The sequence below is a fragment of the Flexivirga oryzae genome (assembly GCF_014190805.1).
Taxonomy (GTDB): Bacteria; Actinomycetota; Actinomycetes; order Actinomycetales; family Dermatophilaceae; genus Flexivirga; species Flexivirga oryzae.
On sequence record NZ_JACHVQ010000001.1, the window covers coordinates 312,935 to 328,481 of the forward strand.

The 15,547-nt window shown below is 67.7% G+C and carries 13 protein-coding genes; 11 read left to right on the top strand and 2 right to left on the bottom strand.

Features of this window, described 5'->3' with window-relative positions; translation table 11 throughout:
• Window positions 1-151 precede the first annotated feature (151 nt).
• Genes FHU39_RS01455 through FHU39_RS01475 form a run of 5 tightly spaced genes read left to right on the top strand, consistent with a single transcriptional unit; the run spans window position 152 to window position 6,656 of the window.
• Entirely contained in the window at window positions 152-1,471 is a 1,320-nt protein-coding gene (locus FHU39_RS01455) for an ABC transporter substrate-binding protein (protein WP_343065685.1), read from the top strand.
• Window positions 1,471-2,463 carry a carbohydrate ABC transporter permease gene (locus tag FHU39_RS01460; protein WP_183318311.1) on the top strand — a complete coding sequence of 331 codons (993 nt, stop codon included), beginning with the start codon at window positions 1,471-1,473 and terminating at the stop codon, window positions 2,461-2,463. Before FHU39_RS01455 ends, FHU39_RS01460 begins: the two co-directional genes overlap by 1 nt.
• The gene (locus FHU39_RS01465) at window positions 2,456-3,298 is read left to right on the top strand and encodes a carbohydrate ABC transporter permease (RefSeq protein WP_343065686.1); all 843 of its coding nucleotides are present in this window, start codon (window positions 2,456-2,458) and stop codon (window positions 3,296-3,298) included. The genes FHU39_RS01460 and FHU39_RS01465 overlap by 8 nt, the downstream gene beginning before the upstream one ends.
• Window positions 3,295-5,286, top strand: a complete 1,992-nt coding sequence (locus FHU39_RS23935; protein ID WP_343065687.1) for a cellulase family glycosylhydrolase — start codon at window positions 3,295-3,297, stop codon at window positions 5,284-5,286. The genes FHU39_RS01465 and FHU39_RS23935 overlap by 4 nt, the downstream gene beginning before the upstream one ends.
• Complete coding sequence (locus FHU39_RS01475; protein WP_343065688.1) at window positions 5,283-6,656, top strand: GH1 family beta-glucosidase; 1,374 nt, start codon at window positions 5,283-5,285, stop codon at window positions 6,654-6,656. The genes FHU39_RS23935 and FHU39_RS01475 overlap by 4 nt, the downstream gene beginning before the upstream one ends.
• A gap of 87 nt (window positions 6,657-6,743) precedes the next feature.
• On the opposite strand, the gene glgX is transcribed toward FHU39_RS01475, so the two are convergent.
• Window positions 6,744-8,885: a glycogen debranching protein GlgX gene (gene glgX / locus FHU39_RS01480; protein WP_343065689.1), complete on the bottom strand. Its 2,142-nt coding sequence runs from the start codon at window positions 8,883-8,885 to the stop codon at window positions 6,744-6,746.
• 68 nt (window positions 8,886-8,953) lie between these two features.
• Here glgX and FHU39_RS01485 point away from each other — a divergent pair, with 68 nt between their 5' ends.
• The 4 genes from FHU39_RS01485 to FHU39_RS01500 all read left to right on the top strand — a co-directional run bounded on the left by FHU39_RS01485 (window position 8,954) and on the right by FHU39_RS01500 (window position 11,907).
• Window positions 8,954-9,499 carry a hypothetical protein gene (locus tag FHU39_RS01485; protein WP_183318315.1) on the top strand — a complete coding sequence of 182 codons (546 nt, stop codon included), beginning with the start codon at window positions 8,954-8,956 and terminating at the stop codon, window positions 9,497-9,499.
• A 93-nt stretch (window positions 9,500-9,592) separates the two neighbouring features.
• Window positions 9,593-9,958 carry a hypothetical protein gene (locus tag FHU39_RS01490; protein ID WP_183318317.1) on the top strand — a complete coding sequence of 122 codons (366 nt, stop codon included), beginning with the start codon at window positions 9,593-9,595 and terminating at the stop codon, window positions 9,956-9,958.
• Window positions 9,959-10,127: 169 nt separating this feature from the next.
• Window positions 10,128-10,913, top strand: coding sequence for an electron transfer flavoprotein subunit beta/FixA family protein (locus tag FHU39_RS01495; RefSeq protein ID WP_183318318.1), 786 nt, complete (start codon window positions 10,128-10,130; stop codon window positions 10,911-10,913).
• Between the two features lie 28 nt (window positions 10,914-10,941).
• Window positions 10,942-11,907: an electron transfer flavoprotein subunit alpha/FixB family protein gene (locus tag FHU39_RS01500; protein ID WP_183318320.1), complete on the top strand. Its 966-nt coding sequence runs from the start codon at window positions 10,942-10,944 to the stop codon at window positions 11,905-11,907.
• An 89-nt stretch (window positions 11,908-11,996) separates the two neighbouring features.
• On the opposite strand, the gene FHU39_RS23940 is transcribed toward FHU39_RS01500, so the two are convergent.
• Window positions 11,997-13,073, bottom strand: a complete 1,077-nt coding sequence (locus FHU39_RS23940; protein ID WP_246336138.1) for a hypothetical protein — start codon at window positions 13,071-13,073, stop codon at window positions 11,997-11,999.
• A 96-nt stretch (window positions 13,074-13,169) separates the two neighbouring features.
• Here FHU39_RS23940 and FHU39_RS01510 point away from each other — a divergent pair, with 96 nt between their 5' ends.
• Both FHU39_RS01510 and mnmA read left to right on the top strand, forming a co-directional pair.
• Entirely contained in the window at window positions 13,170-14,417 is a 1,248-nt protein-coding gene (locus tag FHU39_RS01510; RefSeq protein ID WP_343065690.1) for a cysteine desulfurase family protein, read from the top strand.
• Window positions 14,417-15,508, top strand: a complete 1,092-nt coding sequence (gene mnmA / locus FHU39_RS01515; protein ID WP_183318327.1) for a tRNA 2-thiouridine(34) synthase MnmA — start codon at window positions 14,417-14,419, stop codon at window positions 15,506-15,508. Before FHU39_RS01510 ends, mnmA begins: the two co-directional genes overlap by 1 nt.
• Window positions 15,509-15,547 lie beyond the last annotated feature (39 nt).

Genomic DNA, 15,547 nt, shown 5'->3' on the forward strand with positions numbered 1-15,547 from the left:
CAAGAAACCGCAGGTAACGATTCGATAACGCGCCTATGAACTTACACGAGTAAGTGATGTGATGTCTTTCGCGCGACAAGGCGTCGTGCGGAAGTCATTTCAGAGCAGGCGCACGCAGCACGATCCTTCTGCGTGGCCCGGAGGTTCAATCGTGAAGAGACGTCTCATTCCAGCGCTGGCGATCGTGGCAATGGTCGCGAGTACGGCCGCGTGTGGCGGCAGTTCCGGGTCCAGCGGATCGGGCGGCGGTTCGGGCTCCGGCTCGGGCACCACCCTGACCTACTGGGCCAGCAACCAGGGTGCGTCGATCGACGTCGACAAGAAGGTCTTGGGCCCGGAGCTGAAGAAGTTCGAGAAGCAGACCGGCATCAAGGTCAACCTGCAGGTCATCGGCTGGCCGGACCTGCTCAACAAGATCCTGGCCGCGACCTCGAGCGGCAAGGGACCCGACGTGCTGAACATCGGCAACACCTGGGCGCCCTCGCTCCAGGCGACCGGGGCGTTCCTGCCCTTCGACTCCAGCGCCCTGACCGCCATCGGCGGCAAGTCGAAGTTCGTGCCGGCGTCCTTCGCGACCGGTGGCGTGGCAGGTAAGGACCCGACCTCGGTCCCGCTCTACTCGCTGGTCTACGGGCTCTACTACAACAAGAAGATGTTCGCCGACGCGGGCCTGAAGCCACCGACGACCTGGGAGGAACTGCAGGCGGACGCCAAGAAGCTGACCGATTCCAGCAAGGGCGTCTACGGCATGGCGATGGAGGGCGGCAGCTACACCGAGAGCGTCCACTTCGCCTTCATCTTCGGCCAGCAGCAGGGAGCCGACCCCTTCGACTCGAGCGGAAAGGCGAACTTCACCTCGCCGGGCATGGTGGCCGGCGTCAAGCAGTACGTCGACCTGATGAGCAACAAGGTCGTCAACCCCAGCAGCGTGCAGTACAAGAACGGCCCGGAAGCGCCCGGTGACTTCGCCAAGGGCAAGGCCGCGATGCTGATGAGCCAGAACAACGCGGACAACACGCTGGTTGCCGACGGGATGAAGACCAGCGACTACGGTGTGGTCGCCATCCCGGCCCCCACCGGGAAGAAGAACACCGCGAGCTTCGTCGCCGGCATCAACATGTCGATCTTCAAGAACACCAAGAACAAGGACGCGGCGCTGAAGTTCGTGAAGTTCATGACCAGCCCGGCCGAGCAGAAGATCCTCGACGTTCCGTTCGCCGCCCTGCCGGTCAATGCCGGTGCGACACCGAACTTCACCAAGAACGCGGCGGAGGCCAAGGCGTTCCAGAACATCCTGGCGACGCGCGCGGTTCCGTTGCCGCTGCTGGCGAACGAGTCGCAGTTCGAGACGAACGTCGGCAACGCCGTCAACCAGTTGATCGCCCAGGCGGCGACCGGCAAGGCTCCCTCCGACAGTGACATCAAGGCGGCGCTGCAGCAGGCGCAGGACAAGATGGCCGCTGCGGGCTGATGACGTCGCACACCACGCTGGACCGGACCGACGGGCGGCGCAAGGCCGCCCGTCGGGGCTCGCCGGGGCCCGAGAAGCCGGGCCGTGGACGTGGCACCTCACACCGGCTCGCGCCATACCTGCTGATCGCGCCGGCGATCATCCTGGAGTTGCTGATCCACATCGTCCCGATGGTCGTCGGGGTGTGGATGTCCTTCGTCGGGCTGACCCAGGCGTACATCGCCAACTGGTCCACCGCGCCGTGGCAGGGCCTGTCGTCATACAAGCTCGCACTGGACTTCTCCTCGCCGGTCGGCAACAGCTTCCTGCACTCCTTCGAGGTCACTTGTCTCTACACCGTTCTGGTCGTTGGTATTTCGTGGACCTTCGGCATGTCGGCGGCACTGGTGCTGCATCGCAACTTCCGTGGATGTGGGCTGTTCCGCACGCTGTTCCTGGTGCCCTATGCGATGCCGATCTACGCCGGCATCATGACCTGGAGCTTCATGCTCCAGCGGGACAACGGTCTGGTCAACCACGTGCTGAAGTCGCTGGGTCTGACCAACGGCGACAGTTTCTGGCTGATCGGCAGCAACGCGTTCTGGTCGATGGTGATCGTCGCCGTCTGGCGTTCGTGGCCGTTCGCGTTCCTGATGCTGCTCGCCGGCCTGCAGAACATCCCGGACGACGTGTATGACGCGGCCGCCGTCGACGGAGCCGGCATCTGGAAGCAGATCCGCCACATCACTCTGCCGGCGCTGCGTCCGGTCAACCTGGTGATGATCCTGATGTTGTTCCTGTGGACCTTCAACGACTTCAACACCCCGTTCGTGCTCTTCGGTGCCCAGCCGCCCAAGTCGGCGGACATCATCTCGGTGCACATCTACGGTGCGTCGTTCGTCAACTGGGACTTCGGCTTCGGCTCGGCGATGTCCGTGCTGTTGCTCGTCTTCCTGCTCGTCGTGACAGGTCTCTATCTGCTCGTATTCAATCGGAGGTCACGTCGTGCGTGAACCGGTGTCGTTCAAGGTTTTTCGCGTCGTCGTGCTCGCGGTGCTGACCACCTTCATCCTCGTGCCGATGTGGGTCCTGTTCACCAGCTCGGTCAAACCGCTCGGCGACGTGCAGGGCAAGTTCGAGTGGTGGCCCAGCCATGTGACGTTCCAGCCGTTCAAGGACATCTGGAGCACGGTGCCGCTCGGCAAGTACTTCCTCAACAGCCTGATCGTGTGCTCGATCTCGATGGTGCTCAGTGTCATCGTGGCGATCTTCGCCGGCTACGCGGTGTCCCGGTGGAGGTTCCACGGGCGCAGCGTATTCACCACCACGATCCTGTCGACGCAGATGTTCCCGGGCATCCTGTTCCTCTTGCCGCTGTTCCTGATCTTCGTCAACATCGACAAGGTCCTGGGTTTCACGCTGCTCTACCAGACACGGGTCGGTCTCATCATCACCTACCTGACCTTCTCGCTACCCTTCGCGATCTGGATGCTCGCCGGCTACTTCGACGGCATACCAAGGGAATTGGATGAGGCAGCGCGCGTCGACGGAGCATCCACACTCGGGACACTGTTCCGCGTGGTGCTGCCCGCCGCACGTCCCGGCGTGATCGCGGTCGCCGTCTACTCGTTCATGACCTCGTGGGGTGAGGTGCTGTTCGCCTCGCAGATGACCAGCCCGGACACACAGACGCTGTCGATCGGCCTGCAGAGCTACTCCACCCAGATCAACGTCTACTGGAACCAGGTGATGGCCGCGTCCCTCGTGGTGAGTGTCCCCATCGTCATCGCCTTCCTGCTCCTGCAGCGTTATCTGGTGGCCGGTCTCACGGCGGGAGCGGTCAAGTGAGCGCGACGGAGCACCTGAGCGGCGGCATCGAGCGACCCATGCGCTTCGTGCGGGTGGGGGACACCGACCAGGTGTGGTTCGGCAGCAACTTCTGGTCCCGTGGCGGTGGGCCCTTCATGTGGCAGTCGTACGACGAAGGCCTGGTGCGCGAGGAGTTGTCCACCATGACGGCGGCCGGACTGGACGTCACCCGGTCGTTCCTGTTCTGGCCACACGCGATGCCGGAGGCGGGGCGTCTCGACGAGGCGGTGATGGAGCGCTACGCGCAGTTCCTCGACCTGCACGTCGAGCTCGGAATGCGCACCATCCCAACCTTTCTCGTCGGGCACATGTCGGGAGAGAACTGGGATCCGTCCTGGCGCGGCGATCGGAATCTCTACACCGATACCTGGTTGGTCGCCCAGCAGTCGGGCTACCTGGCCCGGGTCGCGTCACGCTTCGCCGCCCACCCGGCGATCGTCGGGTGGCTGGTCTCCAACGAGATGCCGATCTACGGCGGCTCGGCGCGGCGGGAGGACGTGACCGCCTGGGCGCAGCTGATGGTGACGGCGATCCGCTCCGGTGACCCGGCGTGCCCGGTGTCGATCGGCGACGGCGCGTGGGGTCAGGAGGTCACCGGCAAGGACAACGGCTTCAGCGTCCGCGACCTCGCCCGGCTCACCGACTTCGTCGGGCCGCACGCCTACCCGATGGGTGACGATCCGGTTCGCCAGCACCTGCGTGCCGCGTTCATCTGCGAGCTGGCCGGTGTTGCCGAGCTACCCGTGGTCCTCGAGGAGTTCGGGGTGACCTCGGACTTCGCGTCCGATGAGCACTCCGCCGACTACTACCGCCAGGTGCTGCACACCACCCTGCTGGCCGGCGCGACCGGCTGGTTGGCCTGGAACAACACCGATTTCGACAATCTGCCCGACCAGGACCCGTACCGGCACCACCCGTTCGAGCTGCACTTCGGGCTCACCCGGGTCGACGGGTCGGCCAAGCCGCAGTTGCACGAGATCACGCAGTTCCGCGCCCTGGTCGATCGGCTCGACCTGACGCACTGCAGCAGGTGGCCATCGCAGGTGGCGTTGCTCGTCCCGTCATACCTCGACGCACCCCAGCACTGGACCTTCGAGGAGCAGGAGCGCACCGACATCGTCGCCGCGCTGGAGCAGTCATACGTCGCCTGCCGGGAGTCGGGGCTCGGCCCCGCGTTCATCCGCGAGCCGGAGCCGGTTCCCGACAAAGCGCGGTTGGTGATCGTTCCGTCGGTCAAGGCACTCACGGCGCCGACCTGGCGCCACCTGAACGAGCAGGCCGCGAACGGCCGAACCGTCTACGTCTCCTACGGATTGGGTGACTCACCGATCCAACGAGGTCCGTGGTGGACCGGGCTGGAGCCGACCTTCGGTGTGCGTCACGCGTTGCGGTACGGGCTGGTCGAACCGGTCGAGGACGACGTCGTGGAGGTCCGTCTCCTCGTCGACTTCGGCTCGCTGCAGGCGGGTGACACCCTGCGCTTCACCGCCGCCGGGTCCGCCGGCGGACGCAGCATCCTGCCGGTGCTGCCGCTCGACGCCGAGGTCGTCGCCGTCGACCAGCACGGCCGGCCGGTGCTCACCAGGAAGCGGCACGGCGACGGGCAGGCCGTGCTCTGCACCCTGCCGGTCGAGTACTTCGCCGCCCGGACCTCGCGGGTCAACCCCGAGGACAGCTGGCGGCTGTATGACGCCCTGGCGGTCGAGGCGGGGGTCGAGCGACGGATCAACATCGACGACCCGCGCGTGCTGACCGATGGCCTCACCCACCGTGACGGCGACGAATTCGGCTGGCTGATCAACGCTTCCGCCGACACGGTCGACGTGGATGCGTACGGCGTCGACCGGTTGCCGCCCTACGGGGTCGCCGTCGTCCACCTACCTGCAACACCGTTGGCACCGAACGATCCGAGTGCCGCCGAGTACCGTCAGATCCAACCGCACCGCCCCGAAGGAGCATCACTGTGACCGTTCAGTTCCCTGCCGATTTCAGCTTCGGGGCGGCGACCGCGTCGTACCAGATCGAAGGTGCGGTCTCCGAGGACGGCCGCACCCCGTCGATCTGGGACACCTACAGTCACACCCCCGGTATGGTCGCGCGCGGTGACAACGGCGACGTCGCATGCGATCACTACCACCGCTTCAGCGCGGATGTCGCACTCATGAGGCAGCTCGGCCTCGACAGTTACCGTTTCTCGCTCGCCTGGCCGCGCATCAAACCCGACGACGGACCGATCAACGCGGCGGGCCTGGCGTTCTACGACAAGCTGGTGGACGAACTGCTCGCCGCCGGCATCGAACCGGCGGTCACGCTCTACCACTGGGACCTGCCGCAGACACTGGAGGATCAGGGCGGCTGGCGGGAACGCGCCACGGCGGAGCGGTTCGCGGAGTTCGCCGCGGTCGCGGCCGGCCACCTGGGCGACCGCGTCAAGCGGTGGATCACCCTGAACGAGCCGTTCTGCTCCTCGATCCTCGGCTACTCCGAGGGCGTGCACGCACCGGGCGCACACGAAGGCGAGGGAGCGCTCAAAGCCGCCCATCACCTGATGCTGGGTCACGGGCTCGCGGCGCAGGCCGTCCGCGCTGCCGTTCCTGGCGCACAGGTGGGCATCACGCTCAATCTGGCCTCGGTGCAGCAGGTTTCGGACTCACCCGAAGACATCGAAGCGGCCCGCCGCTGCGAGCTGGTCAGCAATCTCATCTTCACCGATCCGGTGCTCGCGGGGACCTACCCGGAGCACGCGCGGGAGGTGTGGGCGCCGATCACCGACTTCTCCTGGATCCGGGACGGCGACCTGGGGACGGCACACCAGCCGCTGGACTTCCTCGGGGTCAACTACTACTTCCCGAGTCGCCCGGAGGCGAGCGCCCCGGACGAGCCGGAGGCCGCCCGGCGGGTGGCGTCCGACCTCGGCTACCAGCTGCAGGAGCGCGAGGGTGAGTACCGCACCGAGATGGGCTGGCCGGTGGATGCCGATGCGTTCACCGATCTGCTCACCTGGTTGCGGGACACCTACGGCGAGCAGTTGCCGCCGATCTACATCACCGAGAACGGCATCGCCTGCCCCGACATCGTGCACGCGGACGGCCGGATCGACGACCAGGACCGGATCCGGTACGTCAGCGACCACCTGAAAGCGGTCCGCGGCGCGATGGCCAAGGGCGTCGACGTGCGTGGCTATTACGTGTGGTCGCTGCTGGACAACTTCGAGTGGGCTCGTGGCTACCAGCCGCGTTTCGGTCTCGTCCGGGTCGATTACGACACGCTGGAGCGGACGCCGAAGGCCAGCTTCGACTGGTACCGCGAGGTCATCGCGACCCACGAGGTCGACTGACCCACCGAGAGGAGCACAAACCGACTCACCGGACGACGAATCCGGCCGGGATTTCCACTCCTGCGGGTGCGGATGTGCTCCTCTCGGTCAGGCGCCGATGAGGATGGCGAACGAGCCGGCGTGCATGGTGAGTTCGGCACCGACGGCGACGCTCGCGCTCGGCAGCTCGTCCGGTCGCTCGTAGAAGCTGTCCCACGCCAGCTCCCACCGGGTGACACCGGTCTGTGCCGGCAGCGTCACCTCGCGGTCGTGCGCGCCACCGTGCAACACGAGCAGGATCCGGTCATCGCCGACGTCCGAGCCGTCGAAGACGACCTGGAGCGTGCGCGTGCCACCGTCGTTCCATTCGTCGGCGGTCATGATCGACCCGTCCGCGCCGTGCCAGTGCAGCGCGGCCAACGCATCCCCGTCGATCGGGTCACCCGGGAAGAAGGTGCGCTGGCGCAGTACCGGGTGAGCTGCCCGTAGCTCGATTAGGAAGGTCGTCGTATCGATCAGATCGGCCTGCCGCTTCGCGAGATCCCAGTCGTACCAGCTGATCTCGTTGTCCTGGCAGTAGGCGTTGTTGTTGCCCTGCTGGCTGCGTCCGAACTCGTCGCCGCCGAGCAGCATCGGCACGCCGGCCGAGGTGAGCAGCGTCGCGAGCAGGTTGCGGATCGCGCGGCGCCGCGACGCCTCGATCACGTCGCTCGCACCGTCGTCGCCTTCGACCCCGAAGTTCCAGGAGTGGTTGTCGTTGCTGCCGTCGGTGCCGCCCTCGCCGTTGGCGTCGTTGTGTTTGTGGTCGTATGACGCGACGTCGGCCGCGGTGAAACCGTCGTGAGCGGTGATCATGTTGATCGACGCCAGCGGCGACCGGGACGCGAACAGGTCGCGCGAGCCGGCGATCCGGGTGCCCAGGTCGCTGACGCCGTGCCCGGGATGACCGGCCTGGTCGCCGGCGAGATCGACCAGCCAGAAGTTGCGCACGGTGTCCCGGAAACGGTCGTTCCAGTCGGCGAACGGCGCGGGGAACTGGCCGGTCCGCCAGCCGTGCGACCCGACGTCCCACGGCTCGGCGATGAGCTTCACCCGTGACAGGACCGGGTCGGTTCGCAGCGCCATCAGGAAGGGATGGTCCGGGTGGAAGGCGTCGTCGAGCCCGCGCGCCAGCGCCGGTGCGAGGTCGAAACGGAAACCGTCGACGCGCATCTCCGTCGCCCAGTAGCGCAGCGAATCGAGAACCATCCGAACGGTTTCCGGATGCCGCATGTCGAGAGTGTTGCCGCAGCCGGTCACGTCCACGTCGTTGCCGCGTTCGTCGAGCCGGTAGTAGGTAGCCGACGACAGGCCACGCCAGGACAGGGTCGCGCCGGACCCGCTGCCCTGCTCGCAGGTGTGGTTGTAGACCACGTCGAGGATGACCTCCAGGCCCGCCGCGTGCAGCAGCTTGACCATGCCCTTGAACTCGTGGATGGCCTCCTGCGGCGACTGGGCGGCGGCGTATGCCGGATGGGGCGCAAAGAAGCCCAGCGTGTTGTAACCCCAGTAGTTGGTGAGGTCGCGCTGCACCAGCTCGGGCTCGGACGTGAACGCGTGCACCGGCAGCAGTTCCACCGCGGTCACGCCCAGCCGGGTCAGGTGCGCGATCGTCGCCGGGTGCGCGACCCCGGCATACGTGCCTCGCAGGTGCTCGGGCACGTCGGGCAGCGTCCGGGTGAGCCCGCGCACGTGGGTCTCGTAGACGAAGGTGCGATCCCACGGTGTGTGCGGTGGCTTGTCGTCGCCCCAGTCGAAGCCGTTGCCGACGACGACGCTGCGTGGCACGTATGGCGCGCTGTCGCGGTCGTCGCGCACCTCCGCATCGCCGCTCAGGTCGTCCTCCACACGATGGCCGAAAACCTCCGGGCGCCAGTCGATCTCACCGACCACGCCGCGCGCGTACGGGTCGAGCAGCAGCTTGGCCGGGTTGTAACGGTGACCTTGGGTCGGATCCCACGGACCCGTGGCGCGGTAGCCGTACAGCTGGCCGACCACGATCCCGGGGACGTGCCCGGCCCACATGCCGTGTGCGTGCCGGTGCAGTGACACGCGCCGCTCGGCGCCGTGCTCGTCGAACAGGCACACGTCGACCGCGGTCGCGTTGCCGGCATACACCGAGAACTCCACCCCGGTCCCGTCGGCTGTCGCGCCGAGGGGCGGGGGAGCGTCGGGGGAGGTCCTGGCTGTTGCGGTGAGTGACTCGGGCACCCGTCGAACATTAGCCACCCGCCCCCGAGATTTACTGGCGAGTCGCCGGGTGAAGTAGCGTGGCTCGTATGACAGATCCCACATCGTTGCCCAACTTCGCACCGCCTGCCTCGGCACCGTCCGCTCCGGCCGGGGACAACCAGCTGCAGCAGCGGGTGCTGGACGCGCTGCAGTCCGAGGGTTTCCGCCCCGAGGTCGATGCCGACGGCGACGTGAGCTACAAGGTCGAGGGCCAGCAGTTGTTCGTGCGCTGCGTCGACGGGGAGCCGGCCATGATGCGTGTCTTCGGCCAGTGGCAGATCACCGACGACCTTCCCCAGGACGTCACCAAGCAGTTGCTCGCGGCCAACGACGTGTCGCTGAGCCTCAACATCGTCAAGACCGGCCTGGCCAACGGCAACCTGATCGTCACCGGCGAGCATCTCGTGTCGGAGGCCGACGACGTCAAGACGCTGGTGCAGTCGACCACGCAGATGGTCCTCACCGCAGTGCAGCTGTGGCACCAGGCCGTCACGAGCGACGGCCCGCACGCCGCCACCTCTTCGGAGCCTCCCGCCGTGGCGCAGGCCATGGCCCAGGCTGTTCAGGAGGGCGCAGACGGCGCCCAGCAGTAGTTCTCCAGCGGTTCGTACCCCACGAGGGCCGGTGATGACGCTAATCTCGCGATCATCACCGGTCCTTCGTCGTAGGAAGAGGACAGAGATTTCATGAGTACCGACGCACCCATCACCCCGGGGAGCGCGGCCGCCGAGCGAAGCCGGCTGATCGCCATCAGCGTTGCCGTCGTCGGTCTCATCGGGATGTTCCTGGCGCTCCTCGGCTGGACGGGCGTCGCCAAGGACGTCGACCGGACCGCAGGACTGCCACCCTCGCTGCTGTTCGCCATCGGAGCGGTGGTCGTCGTGGGCGCCGCGGTCTTCGACCTCGCCGCCGGCTCCCGGTCCGACGTCTATATAGTCGCCCCGGGCCAACAGCTCACCACCACACAGTTCGTGCTCAACAAGCTCGCACCGTGGATCATCGTCGCGCTCACCATCGTGGGCATGATCATCATCTGGCTCCGTCACCACTGAGGGCGGGGTCGCCCGCCGACCGGATGTTACCCGTGGGTAGCATGCTGCGCGTACCGGGCACGACCGCCTCGGCATACCATCGCCTGAGGCTTGGGCGCGCTGTGCCCACCGGAAAGCACCTGACCTCGGGTCAGACACTCGCACCCTGATGGAAGAGGACGAGAGACGCATGAACATTGTGGTCTGTGTGAAGTACGTGCCGGATGCGCAAGCGGATCGGACGTTCAGTGAGGACAACACGACGGATCGGGCGAATGTCGATGGTTTGTTGTCCGAGTTGGACGAGTACGCCGTGGAGGAGGCGTTGAAGATCGCGGAGGCGTCCGGGGGTGAGGTCACGGTGGTGACCGTCGGCCCGGAGGGTGCTGCGGATGCGATCAAGAAGTCGTTGCAGATGGGTGCGCACAAGGGTGTGCACGTGTTGGATGACGCGATCCACGGCAGCGACGCGGCGGCGACGTCGTTGGTGTTGGCGCAGGCGGTGAAGAAGGCCGCGGACGGTGCACCGGAGTTGGTGTTGTTGGGGTTGGCGTCCACGGACGGGACGATGAGTGTGGTGCCGGCGATGTTGGCCGAGCGTCTGGGGTTGCCGCAGGTGACGCAGGTGTCGACGCTGGAGGTCGCCGATGGGCTGGTCAAGGGCCGGCGGGATAGTGATACGGCGTCGGATGCGTTGGAGGCGTCGTTGCCGGCGGTGGTGTCGGTGACCGATCAGATCAATGAGCCGCGGTATCCGTCGTTCAAGGGGATCATGGCGGCGAAGAAGAAGCCGGTGGAAACGTGGTCGTTGGCGGATCTGGGCGTGGACGCGGGGGCTGTGGGTTTGGCGAACGCGGGTACCCGGGTGGTGTCGTTCACGGCGCGTCCGGCGCGGGAGCAGGGCGAGATCGTGGTCGATGAGGGTGATGGCGGCACGAAGCTGGCCGAGTTCCTGGCCAAGTCCAAGTTGATCTGATCGCACCGAAATCGTTGAGGAGTTTGTGATGGGTGAAGTCCTGGTTCTGGTCGATCACACCGACGGACAGGTGAAGAAGAACACTGCGGAGTTGTTGACGTTGGCGGCCCGGTTGGGTGAGCCGTCCGCGGTGTTCGTGGGCGGCACCGTGGAGGCGGCCCGGCCGCGTCTTGCACAGTTCGGTGCCGGCACGGTGTATGTCGTGGACAACCCCGACGTGACCGGCGGGCTGGCCGCGCCGTTGGCGGAGGCGTTGGCTGCGGTCGTGGCGGCGGCCGGTGACCCGGTGGCGGTGTTGATCCCGACGGGTGCGGTGGCCAAGGAGGCCGCGGCCCGCCTGGCGGTCAAGACCGGTGGCGGCCTGGTCACCGACGCCACCAATGTCGAGGCGTCCGGTGAGGGTGGGGTGACCACCACCCAGTCCGCCTTTGCCAGCAATTACACGGTGACCTCGCAGGTGACGGCTGCCCCGGCGATCGTGACGGTGAAGGCGAACACGGCCCCGCCGCAGGCCAACCAGGCCGGTGCCACCGTGGTCCCAGTGGACGTGAGCGTGTCCGAGGTTGCGAAGGCTGCCCGGATCACCGGGACGCAGGCGAAGGCGAAGTCGGGGCGTCCGGAGTTGGCCGAGGCGCAGATCGTGGTGTCCGGTGGCCGGGGTACCGGTGGTGACTTCTCCCCGGTGGAGGCGTTCGCGGACACCCTGGGTGCGGCGGTGGGTGCCTCCCGGGCGGCGGTGGATGCGGGCTGGTACCCGCATTCGAATCAGGTGGGTCAGACCGGTAAACAGGTGTCGCCGCAGTTGTATGTGGCGTGTGGGATCTCCGGGGCGATCCAGCACCGGGCCGGGATGCAGACCTCCAAGACGATCGTGGCGATCAACAAGGACGAGGAAGCACCCATCTTCGAACTGGTCGACTTCGGCGTCGTCGGCGACCTGTTCAACGTCCTACCCCAAGCCACCGAAGCCGTCAGCAAAGCCAAGAACGGCTGACACCCACCGATCGACCGGCACACCCGTGCATTGAGCGGCATACGGATCCACCCCGGATCCGTATGCCGCTCAACACATTCGTATGCCGCTCAATCGGTGGGGGACAGGGTGAGTTTCGGCGCGGACCAGATCGACCCGACCTTCTTCCCACTCGGTTTGGTCAGCTGGAGCAGTCGCAGGCCCTTGATCGTGCTGTCCTTGGGAGCCCAGAACACGATCGTGTAGTTCGCCGAGTGGCCCTTCTTGACCAGGGCGCTGCTGAGGGTCTCGCCCTGGCTGCTGACGGCGGCGCGTCGGCACAGTCGTCCGGTGCCGTCGACGAGCACGAACGCCAGCCGATCGACATACGCATCCGCACCGGACGCGGTGACGTGCAGTTTGACGTCGATCGCATCCATGTTGTTCGGCTGGCTCGGCCCCGGCTCGAAAGCACGACGGGTCGGTGTCGATGCCCGCACCGTCGATGACACCACGCTGTCGCCGTGCTCGACCGACGAACCGAACGACACGCTGTGGACCCCCGTGGCCCGGTAGGTCGACTTGGCGCCGTCACAGGCGTTCGTGACCTCGGGGGTGGGCGGTGCCGTCGCGTCGGACCGCCAGGCGAGGCTCGCCGATGGTGCCCCGGTCGCCGGCAGGTAGCGGACGCTGAGCTGCGTCGTCGACACCGACGCGGGCACCAGGAAGGCGACCACGCCGGATCCCGGATGGGCCTCGTCCACGGTGAGTGCCACGAAGCCACCGGCGAGCGGATTGATCTTCGGTTGGGTGCACAGGCGGTTGTCCGGCCCGACCAGGACGAACTGGGAGCGGTCGACCGCGAAGGTGCCGTTGGTGCGCACGTCCGCCGTGATCGGGACCTCCACCAAGCGGTAGCCGGCGTGGCCCGAGGGGACCGTTGTCGCCATCGGGCGGCCGGAACTGACCTGCAGGGCGGAGGAACTCCCGGTGGTGGCGTGCGTGCCGAACGGGACGGCCGCGCCGTTCAGACCGGGCGCGACGCTGGTCGAGCAGGTCGCCGGTGCCGCGGTGACCGAGCCGTCGCTGCTGCTCGCCGAGCCGTCGGGGCCGCCGGAGCTGCAGCCGGCCAGCAGCGACGCGAGCAGGCCGCAAGCGGCGGCGAGAACGGGGCGGCGCAGCGTCGATCGGGTCACAGGTCGCGTCACGACCGACAGTCTGGCAAACCGCCGGCCGCCGCCGTGCGCAGCCCGCTGGGCGGGACGACTTTCCCGACGGCCGGACCCGGCGCGTACGCTGGTCCGGTGCCTGACCAGGTCTATCTCGACCACGCTGCGACGACGCCGACGCGTCCCGAAGTGATCGCGGCGATCGCCGAACAACTCGCCGTCGGAGGCAATGCGTCGTCGCTGCACACTGCCGGGCGAGCGGCCCGGCGGGTCGTGGAGGAGTCGCGGGAGGCCGTGGCGGCCGCCCTCGGCTGCGGTCCGTCCGAGGTGATCTTCACCTCCGGGGGCACCGAATCGGACAACCTGGCGATCAAGGGAACCTGGTGGAGCCGCCACGCCGCCGACGCGCAGCGCCGTCGGCTGATCGTCGGCACCACCGAGCACCACGCGGTGCTCGACGCCGTCGAACACCTCGTCGACCACGAGGGCGCCACCGTCGACTGGATCGAGGTCGACTCGGTCGGACGCAGCGATCCCGCGCAGGTCCGGGCGCTGATCGAGCGGGACCCCGGGTCCGTCGCGCTGGTGTCGCTGATGTGGGCCAACAACGAGGTCGGCACCGTCCAGCCGGTGGCCGAAGTCGCCGCGGTCGCGCACGAGCACGGCATACCCGTGCACACCGACGCCGTCCAGGCGATCGGTCAGGTGCCGGTCGGTTTCACCGCGTCGGGTGCCGATCTGCTGACCGCGAGCGCGCACAAGTTCGGCGGCCCGCAGGGCACCGGCGTGCTGCTCGCGCGTCGTGATGTGTCGTTGACCCCGCTGACCCACGGCGGTGGCCAGGAGCGCCAGTTGCGCAGTGGCACCCTGGACGTCGCCGGCATCAGGGGTATGGCGCTCGCGGCGACTCTCGCGATCGGGTCGCTCGAGCAGGAACAGGAGAAGCTGTCCGCGCTGCGCGACAAGCTGATTCGGGGAGCACTCGACCTGGGCCTGGACATCGAGGTGACCGGTGCGCACCAGGTCGGCGACGTGACCACCAGACTTCCCGGCAATGCCCACCTGCGGGTGCCCGGCTGTGACGGCGACTCGCTGCTCTACCTGCTGGACGCCGCCGGGATCGAGTGCTCGACCGGCTCCGCGTGCCAGGCCGGTGTGCCGCAACCGAGCCATGTGCTGCTCGCCATGGGCATCAGCGAGGACGACGCCCGCGGCGCGCTGCGGCTGACCCTGGGACACACCTCGACCGACGCGGACGTCGCAGCGTTCCTCGACGCGCTGCCGCCTGCGGTGGAGCGCGCTCGACGGGCCCGGTCGACCACCAGGAGCCCGGCGTCCCGCAGCGCTGCCGGCACGAACGCGGCGGGCGGGAGCAGCCGCTGATGCGGGTCGTCGCAGCGATGAGCGGCGGCGTCGACTCCGCGGTCGCCGCCGCCCGGATGGTCGACGCCGGTCACGAGGTGGTCGGTGTGCACCTCGCGCTGTCCCAATCCGCCGCAACGCTGCGCGAATCCGCTCGTGGCTGCTGCACCATCGAGGACGCGGGCGACGCCCGCCGGGTCGCCGACAAGGTCGGCATACCCTTCTACGTCTGGGACATGGCGCAGCGGTTCAAGGAGGACGTGGTCGAGGACTTCGTCGCCGAGTACACCGCCGGCCGCACACCCAACCCGTGCCTGCGATGCAACGAGCGGATCAAGTTCGCCGCCCTGCTCGACAAGGCGCTCGCGCTCGGCTTCGATGCGGTCGCCACGGGGCACTACGCCCAGATCGTCGACGGCCGGCAGGGCCGGGAGCTGCACCGGGCGGTCGACATGGCCAAGGATCAGTCCTACGTCCTGGGGGTCCTGGACGCCGACCAGCTCGCGCGTTCCTTCTTCCCGCTCGGCGACACGACCAAGCCGCAGATCCGCGAGGAGGCCGCCGCCCGGGGTTTCTCGGTCGCCAAGAAGCCCGACAGTCACGACATCTGCTTCATCGCCGACGGGGACACCAAGGGCTGGCTGACCCGCCGGCTGGGCGAGCAGCCGGGCGACATCGTCGACACCGACGGAACGGTCGTGGGCCACCACGAGGGGGCGTTCGCCTACACCGTCGGCCAGCGACGCGGGCTGGGCCTGAAGGTCCCGCGGGAGGACGGCGCCAAGCGTTACGTCGTCGACGTGCAGCCGAGCAGCAACACCGTGGTCGTCGGCACCGAGGACCTGCTGGGCATCGACCTCGTCGTCGGGGAGCACGCCCGCTGGTGCGGGGAGGCACCGGTCGGGGAGCTGCGTGTCGGCGCCCAACTGCGTGCGCACGGAGAGGAGTTCGCCGCCACCGCGGTCGCGGAGGGCGAGCGTGTCACCGTCCGGCTCGATGCGCGGGCGCGCGGTGTCGCACCGGGACAGTCCGTGGTGCTGTATGACGGCACACGGGTCGTCGGGTCCGCGACCATCACGGCGACGGACCGCAGGCGATCCGCGTCCGGGTGAAACCGATTGGGGCGGCGGACCGTCAGGGTTGGGAAGGTC